16 protein-coding genes and 1 pseudogene are annotated in these 14,529 nt (G+C 74.0%); 11 read left to right on the plus strand and 6 right to left on the minus strand.

Annotated features, from left to right (window positions below):
- Positions 1 to 123 precede the first annotated feature (123 nt).
- On the plus strand, positions 124 to 804 hold the full coding sequence (locus ABS735_RS38235; protein ID WP_373905151.1) for a response regulator transcription factor: 681 nt from the start codon (positions 124 to 126) through the stop codon (positions 802 to 804).
- Positions 805 to 806: 2 nt separating this feature from the next.
- The gene (locus ABS735_RS38240) at positions 807 to 1,919 is read left to right on the plus strand and encodes a sensor histidine kinase (RefSeq protein ID WP_373904841.1); all 1,113 of its coding nucleotides are present in this window, start codon (positions 807 to 809) and stop codon (positions 1,917 to 1,919) included.
- Between the two features lie 216 nt (positions 1,920 to 2,135).
- Here ABS735_RS38240 and ABS735_RS38245 read toward each other — a convergent pair whose 3' ends face one another.
- Positions 2,136 to 3,140, minus strand: coding sequence for an NAD-dependent epimerase/dehydratase family protein (locus ABS735_RS38245; protein ID WP_373904842.1), 1,005 nt, complete (start codon positions 3,138 to 3,140; stop codon positions 2,136 to 2,138).
- 203 nt (positions 3,141 to 3,343) lie between these two features.
- Here ABS735_RS38245 and ABS735_RS38250 point away from each other — a divergent pair, with 203 nt between their 5' ends.
- The 5 genes and pseudogenes from ABS735_RS38250 to ABS735_RS38270 all read left to right on the plus strand — a co-directional run.
- On the plus strand, positions 3,344 to 3,733 hold the full coding sequence (locus tag ABS735_RS38250; protein ID WP_373904843.1) for an LPXTG cell wall anchor domain-containing protein: 390 nt from the start codon (positions 3,344 to 3,346) through the stop codon (positions 3,731 to 3,733).
- A complete protein-coding gene (locus tag ABS735_RS38255) occupies positions 3,730 to 4,350 on the plus strand; it encodes a class F sortase (RefSeq protein WP_373904844.1) in 621 nt (206 codons plus the stop codon). Before ABS735_RS38250 ends, ABS735_RS38255 begins: the two co-directional genes overlap by 4 nt.
- A gap of 53 nt (positions 4,351 to 4,403) precedes the next feature.
- A complete protein-coding gene (locus ABS735_RS38260; protein WP_003975205.1) occupies positions 4,404 to 4,895 on the plus strand; it encodes an RNA polymerase sigma factor in 492 nt (163 codons plus the stop codon).
- Positions 4,879 to 5,430 (plus strand): hypothetical protein, encoded by a 552-nt coding sequence (locus ABS735_RS38265; RefSeq protein WP_373904845.1) that lies wholly within the window; start codon positions 4,879 to 4,881, stop codon positions 5,428 to 5,430. Before ABS735_RS38260 ends, ABS735_RS38265 begins: the two co-directional genes overlap by 17 nt.
- 302 nt (positions 5,431 to 5,732) lie before the next feature.
- A pseudogene (locus ABS735_RS38270) lies at positions 5,733 to 5,874 on the plus strand (DUF952 domain-containing protein); the annotation flags it as partial.
- 2 nt (positions 5,875 to 5,876) lie between these two features.
- Here ABS735_RS38270 and ABS735_RS38275 read toward each other — a convergent pair.
- From ABS735_RS38275 to ABS735_RS38285, 3 genes are all read right to left on the minus strand, one after another.
- Positions 5,877 to 6,206, minus strand: a complete 330-nt coding sequence (locus tag ABS735_RS38275) for an SCO5918 family protein (RefSeq protein WP_373904846.1) — start codon at positions 6,204 to 6,206, stop codon at positions 5,877 to 5,879.
- Positions 6,207 to 6,269: 63 nt separating this feature from the next.
- Positions 6,270 to 7,856 (minus strand): DEAD/DEAH box helicase, encoded by a 1,587-nt coding sequence (locus tag ABS735_RS38280; RefSeq protein ID WP_373904847.1) that lies wholly within the window; start codon positions 7,854 to 7,856, stop codon positions 6,270 to 6,272.
- A gap of 265 nt (positions 7,857 to 8,121) precedes the next feature.
- A complete protein-coding gene (locus tag ABS735_RS38285) occupies positions 8,122 to 8,325 on the minus strand; it encodes a cold-shock protein (protein WP_003975209.1) in 204 nt (67 codons plus the stop codon).
- A 388-nt stretch (positions 8,326 to 8,713) separates the two neighbouring features.
- Between ABS735_RS38285 and ABS735_RS38290 the strand changes: the two genes are divergently transcribed.
- Entirely contained in the window at positions 8,714 to 9,451 is a 738-nt protein-coding gene (locus ABS735_RS38290) for a ferritin-like domain-containing protein (protein ID WP_373904848.1), read from the plus strand.
- Between the two features lie 331 nt (positions 9,452 to 9,782).
- On the opposite strand, the gene ABS735_RS38295 is transcribed toward ABS735_RS38290, so the two are convergent.
- Positions 9,783 to 10,367 (minus strand): TerD family protein, encoded by a 585-nt coding sequence (locus ABS735_RS38295; protein ID WP_373904849.1) that lies wholly within the window; start codon positions 10,365 to 10,367, stop codon positions 9,783 to 9,785.
- 129 nt (positions 10,368 to 10,496) lie between these two features.
- On the opposite strand from ABS735_RS38295, the gene ABS735_RS38300 reads away from it, so the two are divergent.
- From ABS735_RS38300 to ABS735_RS38310, 3 genes are all read left to right on the plus strand, one after another.
- Entirely contained in the window at positions 10,497 to 11,117 is a 621-nt protein-coding gene (locus tag ABS735_RS38300; RefSeq protein ID WP_373904850.1) for a VOC family protein, read from the plus strand.
- 79 nt (positions 11,118 to 11,196) lie between these two features.
- Positions 11,197 to 12,486, plus strand: a complete 1,290-nt coding sequence (locus tag ABS735_RS38305; protein ID WP_373904851.1) for a phosphatase PAP2 family protein — start codon at positions 11,197 to 11,199, stop codon at positions 12,484 to 12,486.
- Positions 12,487 to 12,652: 166 nt separating this feature from the next.
- Positions 12,653 to 13,081 (plus strand): ATP-binding protein, encoded by a 429-nt coding sequence (locus ABS735_RS38310; RefSeq protein ID WP_373904852.1) that lies wholly within the window; start codon positions 12,653 to 12,655, stop codon positions 13,079 to 13,081.
- Positions 13,082 to 13,099: 18 nt separating this feature from the next.
- Here the strand turns inward: ABS735_RS38310 and ABS735_RS38315 are convergent, their stop codons facing one another.
- Complete coding sequence (locus ABS735_RS38315) at positions 13,100 to 14,518, minus strand: SpoIIE family protein phosphatase (RefSeq protein WP_373904853.1); 1,419 nt, start codon at positions 14,516 to 14,518, stop codon at positions 13,100 to 13,102.
- Positions 14,519 to 14,529 lie beyond the last annotated feature (11 nt).

A 14,529-nucleotide genomic window follows, 5' to 3' on the forward strand; every position in this document is an offset into this window, starting at 1 on the left:
ACCGAGCTTCCAGCCGGTCCGGCGGCCGAGCCCACGACCGAGCTTCCAGCCGGTCCGGCGGCCAGTCCCACGACCGAGCCTCCAGCCGGACCGGCGGTCGAGCCCACGTCGGCCCCCGCCCGGATCCTCGTCGTCGACGACGACCCCACCGTCGCGGAGGTCGTGGCCGGGTACCTCGACCGCGCCGGTTACCGCGTCGACCGGGCCGGCGACGGTCCGGCCGCGCTCGCCCGGGCGGCCGTGCACCGTCCCGACCTGGTGGTGCTCGACCTCATGCTGCCCGGCATGGACGGCCTGGAGGTGTGCCGGCGGCTGCGCGGACAGGGGCCCGTGCCGGTCATCATGCTGACCGCCCGGGGCGACGAGGACGACCGGGTTCTCGGCCTGGAGGTCGGTGCCGACGACTACGTGACCAAGCCGTTCAGCCCGCGGGAGCTGGTGCTGCGGGTGGAGTCCGTCCTGCGCCGCACCCGGCCGGCCCCGGCGCCGCGCCCGCCGTCCGCCGCCGGTCTCACCGTCGACCCGGCCGCCCGCAGGGCCACCAAGGACGGCACCGAACTGGCGTTGACCCTCCGTGAGTTCGATCTCCTGGCCTTCTTCCTGCGGCACCCGGGGCGGGCGTTCTCCCGGGAGGAACTGATGCGCGAGGTGTGGGGCTGGGACTTCGGCGACCTGTCCACGGTGACCGTCCACGTCCGGCGGCTGCGCGGCAAGGTCGAGGACGATCCGGCCCGGCCCCGGCTGATCCAGACGGTGTGGGGCGTGGGCTACCGCTTCGACCCCGCCGGCCGGGAGGCGGACTGACCGTGCACGACACCCTCCTCATCGCCCTGTACGCCTTCGCCGGCGCCGCCGCCACCGGACTGGCCGGCGCGTCCGTGCTGCGGCTGATCCGGCGTCGCTCGCTGACGGCGTCGCTCGCCGTGGTGGCGGCGGTCGCCGTCCTCGCGATGCTCGCGGGCACGCTGGCCGTCGCGTGGGCGATGTTCCTGTCCCCGCACGACCTGTCCGTCGTCACGACCGTCGTGGCGATGGCGGCCGTCGTCTCCCTGGCCACCGCGCTGCTGCTGGGCCGCTGGGTGGTCGCCCGCAGCCGCGAACTGGCCGCCGCTGCACGGTCGTTCGGCGACGACGGCGGCTACGCGGCCCCCACCACCCCGGCGACCGCCGAACTGGACGCGCTCAGCCGCGAGTTGGCGGCCACCAGCGCCCGGCTCGCTCAGTCCCGGGAGCGGGAACGCGCCCTGGAGACCTCCCGGCGCGAGCTGGTCGCCTGGATCTCGCACGACCTGCGTACCCCGCTGGCCGGTCTGCGGGCCATGTCCGAGGCGCTGGAGGACGGCGTCGCCGCCGACCCCGACCGCTACCTGCGGCAGATCCGCGCCGAGGTGGAACGCCTCAACGACATGGTCGGCGACCTCTTCGAACTCTCCCGCATCCACGCCGGCACGCTCGCCCTCACCCCGGCCCGCATCTCGCTCTACGACCTGGTCGGCGACGCCCTCGCGGGCGCGGACCCGCTCGCGCGCGAGCAGGGCGTACGGCTGGTCGGCGACGCCGTGGCGGCCGTGCCGGTCGAGGTGGACGGCAAGGAGATGAGCCGGGTCCTGGGCAACCTGCTGGTCAACGCGATCCGCCGCACCCCCGCCGACGGCACGGTCGCGGTCGCCGCCGAGCGGTCCGCCGACGGCGTGGTGGTCTCCGTGACGGACGGCTGCGGCGGCATCCCCGAGGAGGACCTGCCGCGGGTCTTCGACACCGGCTGGCGCGGCACCCACGCCCGTACGCCTCCGGCCGGAGCGGGCCTCGGCCTCGCCATCGTCCGGGGCATCGTCGAGGCCCACCGCGGCCGGGCCTCGGTCCGCAACATCCCCGGCGGCTGCCGCTTCGAGGTGACCCTGCCGCTGGCGGACGCCTGACCGGGGACGGTGGGTGCGCCGGGCGCCGCGTGTCTGCTGCCCCGGCACGCCCCCCGGTGAGGCGACGGCAGAATGCCCTCTTGACGTGCTGAAGGCGGACGGCCCCGACCACCCCGACCTGCGGGATGTCGACGAGAAGGTGCATCGCTTCGTCACCCTGGCGCGCGAGGTGCACCGTGCGGCCGAAGCGGTCGCCGGACGGGAGTCCCCGGCGGGTCACTCCCCCCGCAGACCCGCCCGGGCGAACTCCCGCATGCCCTCCGCGAACCCCACCCGTGGCCGCCAGCCCAGTTCGGTCCGCAGGCGTGCGGAGTCGGCGGTGATGTGGCGGACGTCGCCGAGACGGTACTCGCCGGTGACGACGGGCTCGGGTCCGCCGTGGGCGGCGGCCAGGGCGGTGGCCATCTCGCCCACCGTGTGGGGCTCACCGCTGCCGGTGTTGTAGGCGCTGAGGCCGCCCTCCGGCGGCCGGGCGGCCTCCAGCGCGGCGACGTTCGCCGCGGCCACGTCCCGCACGTGCACGAAGTCCCGGCGCTGGCGGCCGTCCTCGAAGACGCGCGGGGCCTCGCCGCGGGCCAGCGCGGAACGGAAGAAGGAGGCGACCCCGGCGTACGGGGTGTCGCGGGGCATCCGGGGGCCGTACACGTTGTGGTAGCGCAACGACACCGCCGTCGCGCCGGTCGTCCGGGCCCAGGCGGCGGCCAGGTGCTCCTGGGCCAGCTTGGTCGTGGCGTACACGTTGCGCGGGTCGGCCGGGGCGTCCTCGCCGACCAGCCCCGGGGAGAGATCCGCGCCGCACCGCGGGCACACGGGCTCGAACCGGCCCGCGTCCAGGTCGGTGACGGCGCGCGGCCCCGGCCGCATCACCCCGTGCCGGGGGCACGCGTACCGCCCCTCCCCGTACACGACCATCGACCCGGCCAGCACCAGCCGCCGGACGCCAGCCCCGGCCATCGCGGCGAGCAGGACGGCGGTGCCGAGGTCGTTGCGGGAGACGTACTCCGCCGCGTCGGCGAAGCCGTTGCCGAGGCCGACCATCGCCGCCTGGTGGCACACGGCGTCCACGCCGGCCAGCGCCCGCGCGACCGCCACCGGGTCGCGCACGTCGGCGCCGGGGTCCTCGCGGACGTCGTAGCCGACGGGCTCGTGCCCGTGCTCCCGCAGGGACTCCACGACGTGGGACCCGATGAAACCGGCACTGCCGGTGACCAGTACGCGCATGCGCCACACGCTAGGCCCGCGAGGGCGCCGGACCGGGCGCCCCGACCGGCACGTCACGGGTTCGTAAGAGGCGTGGCGGTCGCGGCCCCAGGCGGCTTTGCCGTTCCTTTACAACCCGCTCGGCCCCCGCCTCGTCTCTCCGTCCGATCCGTCCCGCACCCACGCGGTGCGCCGACGCGCCGACGACGAGAGAGAGCGACCCGATGCGCCGAACCATCCTCAGTGCCGTGGCCCTGGCCTGCACCGCCGTACTGGCGGGCACCGCGCCCGCATTCGCCGACGACCCGACCCCGGTCCCCTCCGCCCCCGCCGAGAGCGCCCCGAGCCCCGGCGCCGAACCGACCGAGGCGACCCCCGTGCCGTCCGTCAGCGTCCCGGCGGAGGAGCCGACCCAGGCACCGGCCCCCGCGCCCGCCGACGGCCAGGTCTCCGTCGTACCCGAGGGTGCGGCCGATACTGGGGTGGCGGGTCCCGCGGACACGTCGGGGACCGACCAGGGGCTCGTCGGCGCCGGTGCCGGCGGGGTGCTCCTCGCGGGCGGCGCGGTCCTCTTCGTCGTACGCCGTCGACGGGCGGCGGCGACCGGCGCATGACCCCGCGCCCCGGTCGCGTCCTCGCCATCGCCGCGCTGGCCGCGCTGCTCGTCGGCTGCGGCGGCGGCCAAGGGGGCGGCGACGCCGCCCCCTCGGCGACCGCGACGAGCACGGCGCCGCACGCGCAGGCACCGGCCAAGTCGGTACGGCCCCTGGCGCGTTCGGTCCCGGTGGGGCTGCGCATCCCCGCCATCGGGGTCGACACCCCGGTGATGGGCCTGGGGCTGGCATCGGACGGCACGGTGGAGGTCCCGCCTGTCACGGACGACGACCGCGCCGGCTGGTACCGGCACTCGCCGACCCCGGGCCAGGCGGGGCCGTCGGTCCTCCTGGGGCACGTCACGGTGGGCAGGTACGGCGACGGGGTCTTCCGGCACCTCGCGCGGCTGCACCGCGGCGACCGGATCGAGGCCCGCCTGGAGAACGGCACGGCGGCACAGTTCACGGTCACGGCCGTACGGACGGTGGCCAAGGCCGACTTCCCGACGGACGACGTCTACGGGGACGTGGCGGGACCGGAGTTGCGGCTCATCACCTGCGGCGGCCCGCGCGACGGTGAGGAGTACCGGGACAACGTGATCGTCTTCGCCGAACTGAGCGCCACCAAGGGCGCGTAGCGCCCCGCGCCCCACGCCCTGCGCACCGCATACCCTCACGACCATGGAGAGCGTTGAAACGGTCCCGTGACAGGGCGGCGTCCGAGTTGTTCGCCGCCCTGTATCCGCGCCTCGCCGGCTGGTGCCGTCGGCTCGTCGACGACGACGAGACGGCCCACGAGATCGCCTCGGAGGCGTTCACCCGGCTCTGGGCCCGCTGGACGTCCGTGGAGGAGCCCCGCGGTTTCCTCTACGTCACCGCCGCCAACCTCGTCCGGGACCACTGGCGCAAGCTGGAGCGCGAGCGCCGGGCGGTGCGCCGGGTCACCGCGGAGGTCGCCGTACGTCCGCACCCCGAACAGGCCGACCCGTCGGTGCGGCTGCTCGTACAGTCCCTGCCGGAGCGGCTGCGCGTGCCGATCCTGCTGCACTACTACGCCGACATGCCGATCCGGGAGGTGTCCGTGCTGACCGGGCGCAAGGAAGGAACCGTCAAGGCCGATCTGCACGCGGCCCGCGAACTGCTCCGCGTCCACCTGAGGAGAAGCCTTGACCACACGCCTTGAGGACGGCCAGGACGACCGGGACGACCGGGACGACCGGGACGACCGGGACGAGCCGGGGTTCGTGCGGGACGACGACGATCCGCTGCTGGTCGTCCTGCGTCCGGACGCCGGCTTCCTCGGCCCGCCCCCGGGCCGCTACGAGGCGATCCGGCGGGCGGCGTCCCGGCGGCGCCTGCTGCGTGCCGCCGCCGGGGCCGCCGCGACCGCTGCCGCCGCCGCCCTGATCGCGCTGCCGCTGCACATGTCATCCCCCGCCACGCCCACGCGACCGGCGCCGCCCATGGCCCCGGCCCTCGTCGATCCCACCCCGCAGGCCACGCCGAGCTTGGAGGCGCCGAGCGACTCCACGCGGGCGCCGGGCCCCGGCCCCGCACTGCCGACCGAGGAATCGGGCCCGTCCGCCGCCACGCCGTCGCCGTCCCAGCCGTCGGCCGAGCCGAGCGACCCGCCCGTGCGGCAGGCACCGTCGAGCGTGCCCGGCACAGCTGCTATCGAACGCTTGTCCAGCGCTCCACCCTTCAGGGCGGAGGTATAGGGCTTCCTTGCCGTGGCGGCCCGGAGGGGCGCGGATTCATGACAGGATCGCCTTGTCTGACAACGGAGTCGTCGGACCTACCGCCGGACAGGCGGGACGTCAAGCCTGTGGAGACCATGTAAGACCACCCCTCACGGGGCGGCAGAGGTCGATGAAGCAGGAACCCGCGGTGGCACCGTGTAGCGGTGCGGACCGGAATCGCCTGCGTTGACGCAGACGAGGATGTCAAAACAGGGCGATGATCTATCACTCGGTGGCGTTGCTCGGTCGCCTCCCACCGGCTCACCGTGAGGTGCCGGTAGGAGGCGGCCGCACCCGTCCCACCCCCCGGCATGGCCGCGGGCACCCCGTTCCCCCACGTGTTCGGCCCCCTCGACCGCGAGGCCGTCCAGCGTGCTGGAGGTTCGCTGGGACGACGGGGGCCGGGCCACGGGCCTGCTCTGACCTCAGACGTCCTGGCGCGTGGCGGTGGCGCCGCCGAGCAGCGCTGACGCCGTCTCGACCGGAGTGGCCGCGGGCGCCGACGGCGTGGGTTCGGCGCCCGGGGCGGGGTGGCAGGTGAAGCCGAGGCGGGCCATCGCCCGGGTCACCTCGCCGCCGGAGAAGTCGCGGCGGTCCTGCCGGGTGATGACCTCACCCACCTGCTTGACGGGGTAGCGGCGACGGCCGATCGTCACGGACTCACCCGTGACGGGCTCGGGCGTGACGCCCTTCATCGAGTCCAGCACCCCACCCTTGGTGAGGTCGAACGGGTACCGGGCGATGACACAGCGCATGATGCCTCCACAAGGGGGTTGGGGCGGGTGGGGTCCGTTCCCGGGGGGTGTCGCAGGGGTGTCCTAGGCCGCCGAACCGGTCGCGCCGGTCGAGCCGCCGGCGGACTGGCGGCGCGGTCGGCGGCGCGGTGCCTCACCGGCGGGCCGGCCCTGGGCGGCGCGCCCCTGGCCGGTGCGGGGCTGTGCGGCGCCGGTGCGGCTCGACGCGCCGGTACCCTGCCCGCCGCCGCGTCCCGAGGAACGGCCGCGGCGGCCGCGGGACGCGGAGCCCGCGCCGGAGGCGGCACGACGGGGGCGCTCCACCACCGGTACGGCGATGACGACGGGGACTCCGGAGGGGGCCTGCGCACCGGTGATGCGGGCCAGCTCCGCCTCGCCCGAGCGGATCGGGGTGACCTGCGGGGTGATACCGGCCAAGGACATCAGCCGGGTCATCTCGCGCCGCTGGTCCGGCGTCACCAGGGTGACGACGCTGCCGGACTCGCCGGCGCGGGCGGTACGGCCGCCCCGGTGCAGGTAGTCCTTGTGGTCGCCGGGCGGGTCCACGTTGACGACCAGGTCGAGGTTGTCGACGTGGATGCCGCGGGCCGCGACGTTGGTCGCCACCAGCGCCGTCACCTGCCCGTCCTTGAACTGGGCGAGGGTCCGGGTGCGCTGCGGCTGGGACTTGCCGCCGTGCAGCCCGGCGGCGCGCACGCCGCTCTTCAGCAGCTGCTTCACCAGCCGGTCCACCCGGTGCTTGGTGTCCAGGAACATGATGACCCGGCCGTCGCGCGCGGCGATCTCGACGGTCGCGCGCTGCTTGTCCTCGTCCTGCACGTGCAGCACGTGGTGCTCCATCGTGGTGACGGCACCGGCCGACGGGTCGACGGAGTGCACCACCGGGTCCGTCAGGTAGCGGCGGACCAGCCGGTCGACGTTGCGGTCCAGGGTGGCCGAGAACAGCATCCGCTGTCCGTCCGGCCGCACCTGGTCGAGCAGGGCGGTGACCTGCGGCATGAAGCCCATGTCGGTCATCTGGTCGGCCTCGTCCAGGACCGTGATGGTGACGTCGCCGAGGGCGCAGTCGCCGCGGTCGATGAGGTCCTTGAGCCGTCCGGGCGTGGCGACGACGACCTCCGCGCCGGAGCGCAGCGCACCGGCCTGCCGGCCGATGGACATGCCGCCGACCACGGTGGCCGACCTGAGGCCCGCGGCGCGGGCGTACGGGCTGAGCGCGTCGGTGACCTGCTGGGCCAGCTCACGGGTGGGGACGAGGACCAGGGCGAGCGGACGCCGCGGCTCGGCGCGCTTGCCGGCCGTGCGGGCCAGCAGGGCGAGACCGAAGGCGAGCGTCTTGCCCGAACCGGTGCGGCCGCGGCCGAGCACGTCCCGTCCGGCCAGGGAGTTCGGCAGGGTCGCCGCCTGGATCGGGAACGGCACGGTCACGCCCTGGTCGCCGAGCGCGGCCAGCATGCGAGCCGGCAGGTCGAGTTCCGCGAAGGTCTCGACGGCGGGCAGCGCCGGGGTGACCGTCTTCGGCAGTGCGAACTCGCCTCCCTGAGGGGCGGCGGCCGGACGTCGGCCGGTGTTCTGGGAGCGGCCGGCCGACCGGGAGCGGCGGGGGCCTTCGCCGGAGCGTCGGCGGTCGTTGGTGCGTGTGCGGTTCATGGGGAACCTTCCTCGATACGGCACGTATCAAGGGAGACCCGCAGCGGAAGAGCGGCGCAGGGAATCGCAAGAACGAGCCGGCCCGGTCGATTTCGGCGCGGCAGGCCGAGCGGACCAGGAGAATTGGTGAATGCGGGAAACGCGGTGAAAGCGAATGTGCGGGGTCGAATCCGTGACCCCCGCGGGGCGCCGTGCGCCCGGAAACGCGGCGAGCTGGGGCCCGCACCCCAAGGTGCGGGCCCCAGCTGCGGAGTGTGCGAGAGCGTCAGGCCGGGGTGATGTTCTCGGCCGTCGGGCCCTTCTGGCCCTGCGCGATGTCGAAGGTCACCTTCTGACCCTCGAGCAGCTCGCGGAAGCCCTGCGCGTTGATGTTCGAGTAGTGGGCGAAGACGTCGGGGCCGCCGCCGTCCTGCTCGATGAAGCCGAAGCCCTTTTCGGCGTTGAACCACTTCACGGTGCCGGAAGCCATGTTTTTCTCCTTCGGTACGGTGCTCGGAGTCCACCCTGTGTGCACTCCGGTCGCCGCAATGATCACCCCGTCGGAAAAACCTTCAGGCAACCACAACTGCAACTTCCCTCGACAGTAGCACGCCGTGATCGGCCGGGTGCCGACGAAAATCCCGGCCGGGCCGGCCGTCCGGGAATATTCCCCGGAGGACGGCCGATTTCTCCCGTCGGCACGGCCGATGTCGCCGGTACGGGGGGCGGAAACCCCCGTACCGAGACAAAGGACACGTCGGCGCGGGGTCGCGAGTCCGGCCCGGGCCGCTGAAGGGATCGGCCCGGAACGGTTCGGTGTTCGCCTGCGTCGTCACCTTCCAGGGCACGGCGGCCGTGTCCCGGAGAGGGGCGGCGCAGTGGGTACGGACGGGTTCGCCAAGTGGACACGGCGGTTCGAGGACGAGCGCGAGCGCAGACGGGCGCAGGGCGACCCGGACTGGGCGCGGGGCGCCGTGCTGCACCGGGCGGTGTGGGCGGGCATCCAGCGCTTCCAGGTCGGCGAGGACGGTGACGGCGCGAACCTCGTCGCCAAGGCCGAGGAGGCGGGCGACGCCGACTACGCGCGGGCGGTGCGGCTCTTCGTCGCCGAGGAGCAGAACCACGCCCGGCTCCTCGCCCGGCTGCTGGCCGCGGGCGGCAGGCCGACGCTGAGCGGCCACTGGAGCGACACCGTGTTCGTACGGCTGCGGCGGCTGCTGGGCCTGCGTACGGAACTGCTGGTGCTGATGATCGCCGAGGTCGTGGCGCTGCGTTACTACCGGGCCCTGCGGGACGGCACCGACGACGCGCTGACCTCGGAGGTGGCCGGCCGGATCCTGGCCGACGAACGGCGCCACGTCCCCTTCCACTGCGAACGGCTGCACGACTCGCTGGCCGAGCTCCCCGCCGTGACGCGCCGCCCCGTGATGGCCCTGTGGCGGCTGCTCCTCCTCGCGGCCACCCTCGTCGTCGCCGCCGACCACGGCGCGGGGCTGCGCCGGCTCGGTGTCGGCCGGCGCCGTTTCACGGCCGACGTCATGGCCTCGTCCGCCGAGGTGACCGGCGCGGTACTTGCCCCGCGGCCGGACGCGTGGACCGGCGTCGGCGGGGAGTGAGCGCCGGACGCCGGGCGGAACGACACCGGTGACCTCCCGGGGAGCGCGCTGTCGTCCTCCAGCGGATCTTCGCGCGAGGCGACACAACGGTTGAGGGGGGTCCCATCCCGTGCTCCGGCTCCGGCTCTGCCTCGGCCACGGCCGCTTGGCGCCCCGCACCCGGATCGGCGGCGGCTGGAACACCTACGACCACCTGGTGGGCACCGGCGACACCGACCACGACGGCCGGCCCGACCTGTACGCGGCCGGCCGGGACACCTACCTGTACAGGAGCACGGGGGCCTGGGCGGACGCCGTTCGCAGGACGGCCGGTACCGCAGGAGGGGCTGGACTACTTGCTGACGGCGAAGCGCATCAGGGCGTGCTCGTCGCCCTGCTTGATCTTGCCCGTCTCGTTGACGACCTCCAGCTTCCAGGCGCCGCCGACCCGCACGGCCTTGGCCACGGCGCAGCCGTTGTCCTGGCTGAGCAGGCTGGGCCAGATGTCCGCGACCTGCTCCGAGCTGCCCCCGGTCGCGTCGTAGACCTTGAAGCTGATGTTGCGCGCCTTCTGGAAGGAGCTGCCCTTCTTGTACGCGGCGGCGACGAACACGATCGACGTGATGACGCTCGGGAGCCGTGCGAACTCGACGGTCACCGTCTCGTCGTCACCGTCCCCGTGGCCGGTCTGGTTGTCGCCGCTGTGGAGCAGCGAACCGTTGCCCATGGGGTCGAGCGAGTCGAGTCCGGCGAGACGTACCGGGTCCCCGCCCTGCAGGGCGACGGCGATCAGGTCGAGGTCGGTGCCGGTCTTGCGCCGCAGCTTGCCGAGCACTCCGCCACTGCTGCCGGCGGTGGGGTCCCAGGAGACGCCGATGGACAGGTGCGTCACTCCGTCCAGGTCCGCGGGGCCGCCTTCCTTGGTGAGCGTGATCATGTGTGGTCATCCTCCGTGGTCGTGCCTGTGCCGCAGAGTCTGCCTGGCGCGGGAACATTCCGGCAGGGCGGGGCAGCCGGTCAGTTTTCGAGAAGCACCGGGGACCCGCCCGCTCATACCGTCGAGGACATGAACTCCATCGACTCCGTCACCCTTGAAGTGGCCGATCCCGAGGCCGCCGCCCGGTTCTACTCCGACGCCTTCGGCCTCGACGAGTCGCGGGTGCGGGTCCGCGCCTGCGACACCCCGACGACCGGGTTCCGCGGCTTCACGCTGTCCCTCGTGGTGGCCCAGCCCGGCAACGTCGACGCGCTGTTCACCGCCGCCGTCGACGCGGGCGCCACCGTCCTCAAGCCCGCCGCGAAGTCGCTGTGGGGCTACGGCGGAGTCGTGCGGGCGCCGGACGGCACGGTCTGGCAGATCGCGACCTCGGCGAAGAGGGACACCGGCCCGGTCACCCGCGACGTGGACGAGATCGTGCTGCTCCTGGGCGTCGAGGACGTCAAGGCCACCAAGCGGTTCTACGTCGAGCAGGGCCTCGCCGTGGGCAAGAGCTTCGGCGGGAAGTACGTCGAGTTCGCCACCAGCCCGGGCACCGTCAAGCTCTCCCTCTACAAGCGCCGTGCCCTCGCCAAGGTCGCGGGCGTGCCCGTCGAGGGCACCGGCTCCCACCGTCTCGTCGTCTCCGGCGGCACCCGCCCGTTCGACGACCCGGACGGCTTCTCCTGGCAGCCGGAACTCAGTCAGTGATCCGTTCGTCTTCCTGTGCATGTCATCACGGGAAACTCCGCGAATACCCCGGGGGCGGACGCGGGCGAGACTCTGGGCCGTGGCGGGTGTGGCGACCCTCGCGTTCCTCATCGCGCTGGAGATCGCCGCGCGCCGCTACGGCCTGCCGGGGCCGATGACCAACCAGGCCGAGGAGCTGGTGTTCGCCCCCGCGTCGGGGCCCCTGCTCTACGCCGGTCTGGCGCTCACGATGGTGGTCCTGACCTGGCGGGAACGGTTCGTCGCGGCGGCCGTCGCGGTCGGCATCGACCTCGCCGTCGTGCTGGTGCGGTGGGCGGCGGACGCCACCGCGTCCGGCAGCCACTCCTTCGGCAACGGCGCGCTGTGGGCGGTCCTGGGCTGCGGGGTCGTCGCCGTGACGCGGCGCACCGGCCCGGAACGGATCCTCCTGCTGAAGGGTGTCGGGCTCGGCCTCCTGCTGGTGGCCGGCCGCAAGACGGGCGACGCCTGGCTGCTGATCACGTCGAAGACCCGCCCGGCGGTGCTCGACCCGTACGTGGCGACCGCCGACCACGCGCTGGGGAACCCGTCGTGGCTGGTGGGACGGGCCGTGCGGGCCACGGGAGCGGTCGGTGGGCACGTACTGGACTGGGTCTACGTCCAGCTCGCGGTGGCCGCGGTCGTGGTCGCGCTGTACCAGCTGCGCAAGGTGGCGGCCGAGCGCCGGTTCCCGCGCCACCACCTGGTCCGCACCTTCCTGCTGATAGGACTGCTCGGACCGGGCATCTACATGGTCTTCCCGGTCGTCGGGCCGGTCTTCGCCTACGGCACCGGGGCCTTCGGCACCGGCGGCGCGGAGTGGGCGATCGCCGACCTGTGGCCGCACACGCCACCGCCGATCGGCGTGCCGCACCCGTTCACGTACGACGGGGTCACCCCCCGCAACTGCATGCCCAGCCTGCACACCGCGTGGGCCACCGTGATCTTCATCCACTCCCGGAAGGGACCGCGCGTCCTGCGCTGGGCGGGGACGTTCTGGCTGGTCGCCACGCTCACCGCCACGCTGGGATTCGGCTACCACTACGCCATCGACCTCGTCGCCGGCGTGGTGTTCGCGATCACGGTCGAGGCGGGGCTGCGTGCCCTGGACCGCGGCTGGGACCGGTCAGGAAGCCTGCTGGTCGCCCACGGGGCGGTGGTGTTCACCGCGATCCTGGCGTCGACGCGCTGCCTGTCGCTGGAGATGGCCCGGCATCCGTGGATCTTCGGGCCGCTCCTGCTGCTGTCGATGGCCTCGGTGATCCACGGCTACGTACGGACCACGAAGGAGTGGGAACCGGCGATCGCGGTCCCACCGCCACATCCCGAACCGCGGCTCGAGGCGGCCTGAGGCGGGCCTGGGACGCGGGGCGGTCCTGAAGAGTCCCCGGGCGCCCGGGCGGTCCCGGAACGGCCCGATCCGCACGCATGCTGAATTGCGAAAGTCGGCAAGTCATTGGATGCTGTGGGCCCGGGTCCGCAGGCAGCCGCGGACCGGGTTCTCATGTGGAGACGCGATGAGCACCCTGCTTCAGCCCCTGCCCCACCGGCACGTGCTCACCCTGCCCGCGGCGCCCCCGGCGGTCCGGGTGGCCCGGGAAACCGCCGAGCAGGCCCTCGTCGAGTGGGGTGTGAACCCCGGGCATCCCACCGTGGCGCCCGCCCTGCTGATCCTCAGCGAACTGGTCACCAACAGCGTCCGCCACGCGGCACCGCCGACCGAGCAGGTGACCGTCACCTACGCGGCCGGTGCCGACTGCCTGGCCTTCGCCGTGCACGACCGGCACCCCCACCAGCCGCGTCTGCACGATGCGGACACCGTGGGCCGCCGGACCGGGGGCCTGGCGACCGTCATGGAGCTCACCGGCACCCTGGGCGGCACCGCGGTGGTCCGCGGCGACCGCGACGGCCGGGGCAAGAGCATCTGGGTCACCCTTCCCCTGTGACGTGCGGACCGGCCGGGTTCAGGAGGAGCCGTAGCCGGTCAGGGGCGGGGTGCGCAGGGCGATGACGGCCTTGTCGTCGTGGCCGTTGCCGGGCCGGTGGGCGACCAGGGCACGGCACAGCTCGTCGGGCGGCAGTCCGACGAGCCGGGAGGCGGTGACGGCCAGCGCGTCCAGGCCCCGGTCCAGCGGCTGGCCGGGCACCTCCACGAGGCCGTCGGTGAACAGGACGACGGTGCTGTCCACCGGCAGGGGCCTGCAGTGGTCGGGGCGCGGCAGTTCGGGCGCCACCCCGAGGGGGAGTCCGGGCTCCACGTCCAGGTAGTGGACCCGGCCGTCGGGCAGCAGCACGAGCGGCGGCGGGTGCCCCGCGCTGGACCACCGCAGCTGCCAGGTGCCGTCGGCGGGCTCCAGCCGGGCGAGCAATGCCGTGGCGATGGGCGCCTCGTCCAGGGCCGCGTTCATGATCCGGTCGAGCCGGGTGAGGGACTTGCTGGGCGGGACGCTCAGGTCGTAGTACAGGGCGCGCAGCATGTTGCGGATCTGGGACATGTCGGCCGCGGCCCGCAGGTCGTGCCCCACGACGTCACCGATCACCGCCGCGCAGGCCCCGCCGGGCAGCAGCATGGCGTCGTACCAGTCGCCGCCCACGGCGGCGGGCGCGCTCGCCGGGCGGTAGGCCGCGCCGGCGGTGAAGGGCCGCAGGTCGGGCAGGCGGGGCAGCAGCAGTCGCTGGAACTGCTCGCTGCTGTGCTGGACCTGCTGGTAGAGGCGGGCGTTCTCGATCGCCACGCCCGCCGTGCCGGCCAGCGCGCGGATCACGCCCTCGTCGTGCCGGTCGAAGGGCTGCCCGTCCTTGCGTTCGGAGAGGTAGAGGTTGCCGTAGATCCGGCCGCGCACGCTGATCGCCACCCCGAGCAGGCTGCGCATCGGCGGATGTCCGGGCGGGAAGCCCGCCGACTCCGGGTGGCGCGAGATGTCCTTGACCCGCAGCGGCTCGGGGTGGTGGATCAGGTGGCCCAGCAGGCCCCTGCCCCGCGGCAGCTCCACCCCCGCCAGGTCGGCCAGCTCCTGCGCGGTGAGCCCCAGCGGGATGAACTCCTCCAGGAGCCTGCCCTCCTGGTCGAGGACGCCCATGGCCCCGTAGCGCGCGCCCACCAGGTCCATGGCGGTGCGCACGATGCGGCGCAGCACCGCGGGCAGCTCCAGCTCGCCGGTGATGTTCACCACCGCCTGGAGCAGCTCCTGCAGGGTCCGCTGGGCGCGGGCCAGGGCGTACAGCTGCTCGCCGATCCGGTTGAGGTCGGAGCTGAGCGGCAGGTCGAGAAGCGAGGCGTACGGCTCGTCGGGGCCGTTGCCGGGACTGTCGTCGGAGCCCTCACCGGCGCCCTCGTCGACCGAGGGCTCCTCGCCCGGTGCGCGCTGCCATTCCTCCGCCATCGCGCCTGCCT

The sequence above is a fragment of the Streptomyces sp. MMCC 100 genome (genome assembly GCF_041538145.2).
Taxonomy (GTDB): domain Bacteria; phylum Actinomycetota; class Actinomycetes; order Streptomycetales; family Streptomycetaceae; genus Streptomyces.

Coding starts and splice junctions, on each gene's coding strand:
- ABS735_RS38245 (WP_373904842.1), bottom strand. CDS start 3,140: ATGCGCGTACTGGTCACCGGCAGTGCCGGTTTCATCGGGTCCCACGTC.
- ABS735_RS38250 (WP_373904843.1), top strand. CDS start 3,344: ATGCGCCGAACCATCCTCAGTGCCGTGGCCCTGGCCTGCACCGCCGTA.
- ABS735_RS38255 (WP_373904844.1), top strand. CDS start 3,730: ATGACCCCGCGCCCCGGTCGCGTCCTCGCCATCGCCGCGCTGGCCGCG.
- ABS735_RS38275 (WP_373904846.1), bottom strand. CDS start 6,206: ATGCGCTGTGTCATCGCCCGGTACCCGTTCGACCTCACCAAGGGTGGG.
- ABS735_RS38280 (WP_373904847.1), bottom strand. CDS start 7,856: ATGAACCGCACACGCACCAACGACCGCCGACGCTCCGGCGAAGGCCCC.
- ABS735_RS38285 (WP_003975209.1), bottom strand. CDS start 8,325: ATGGCTTCCGGCACCGTGAAGTGGTTCAACGCCGAAAAGGGCTTCGGC.
- ABS735_RS38295 (WP_373904849.1), bottom strand. CDS start 10,367: ATGATCACGCTCACCAAGGAAGGCGGCCCCGCGGACCTGGACGGAGTG.
- ABS735_RS38300 (WP_373904850.1), top strand. CDS start 10,497: ATGAACTCCATCGACTCCGTCACCCTTGAAGTGGCCGATCCCGAGGCC.
- ABS735_RS38310 (WP_373904852.1), top strand. CDS start 12,653: ATGAGCACCCTGCTTCAGCCCCTGCCCCACCGGCACGTGCTCACCCTG.
- ABS735_RS38315 (WP_373904853.1), bottom strand. CDS start 14,518: ATGGCGGAGGAATGGCAGCGCGCACCGGGCGAGGAGCCCTCGGTCGAC.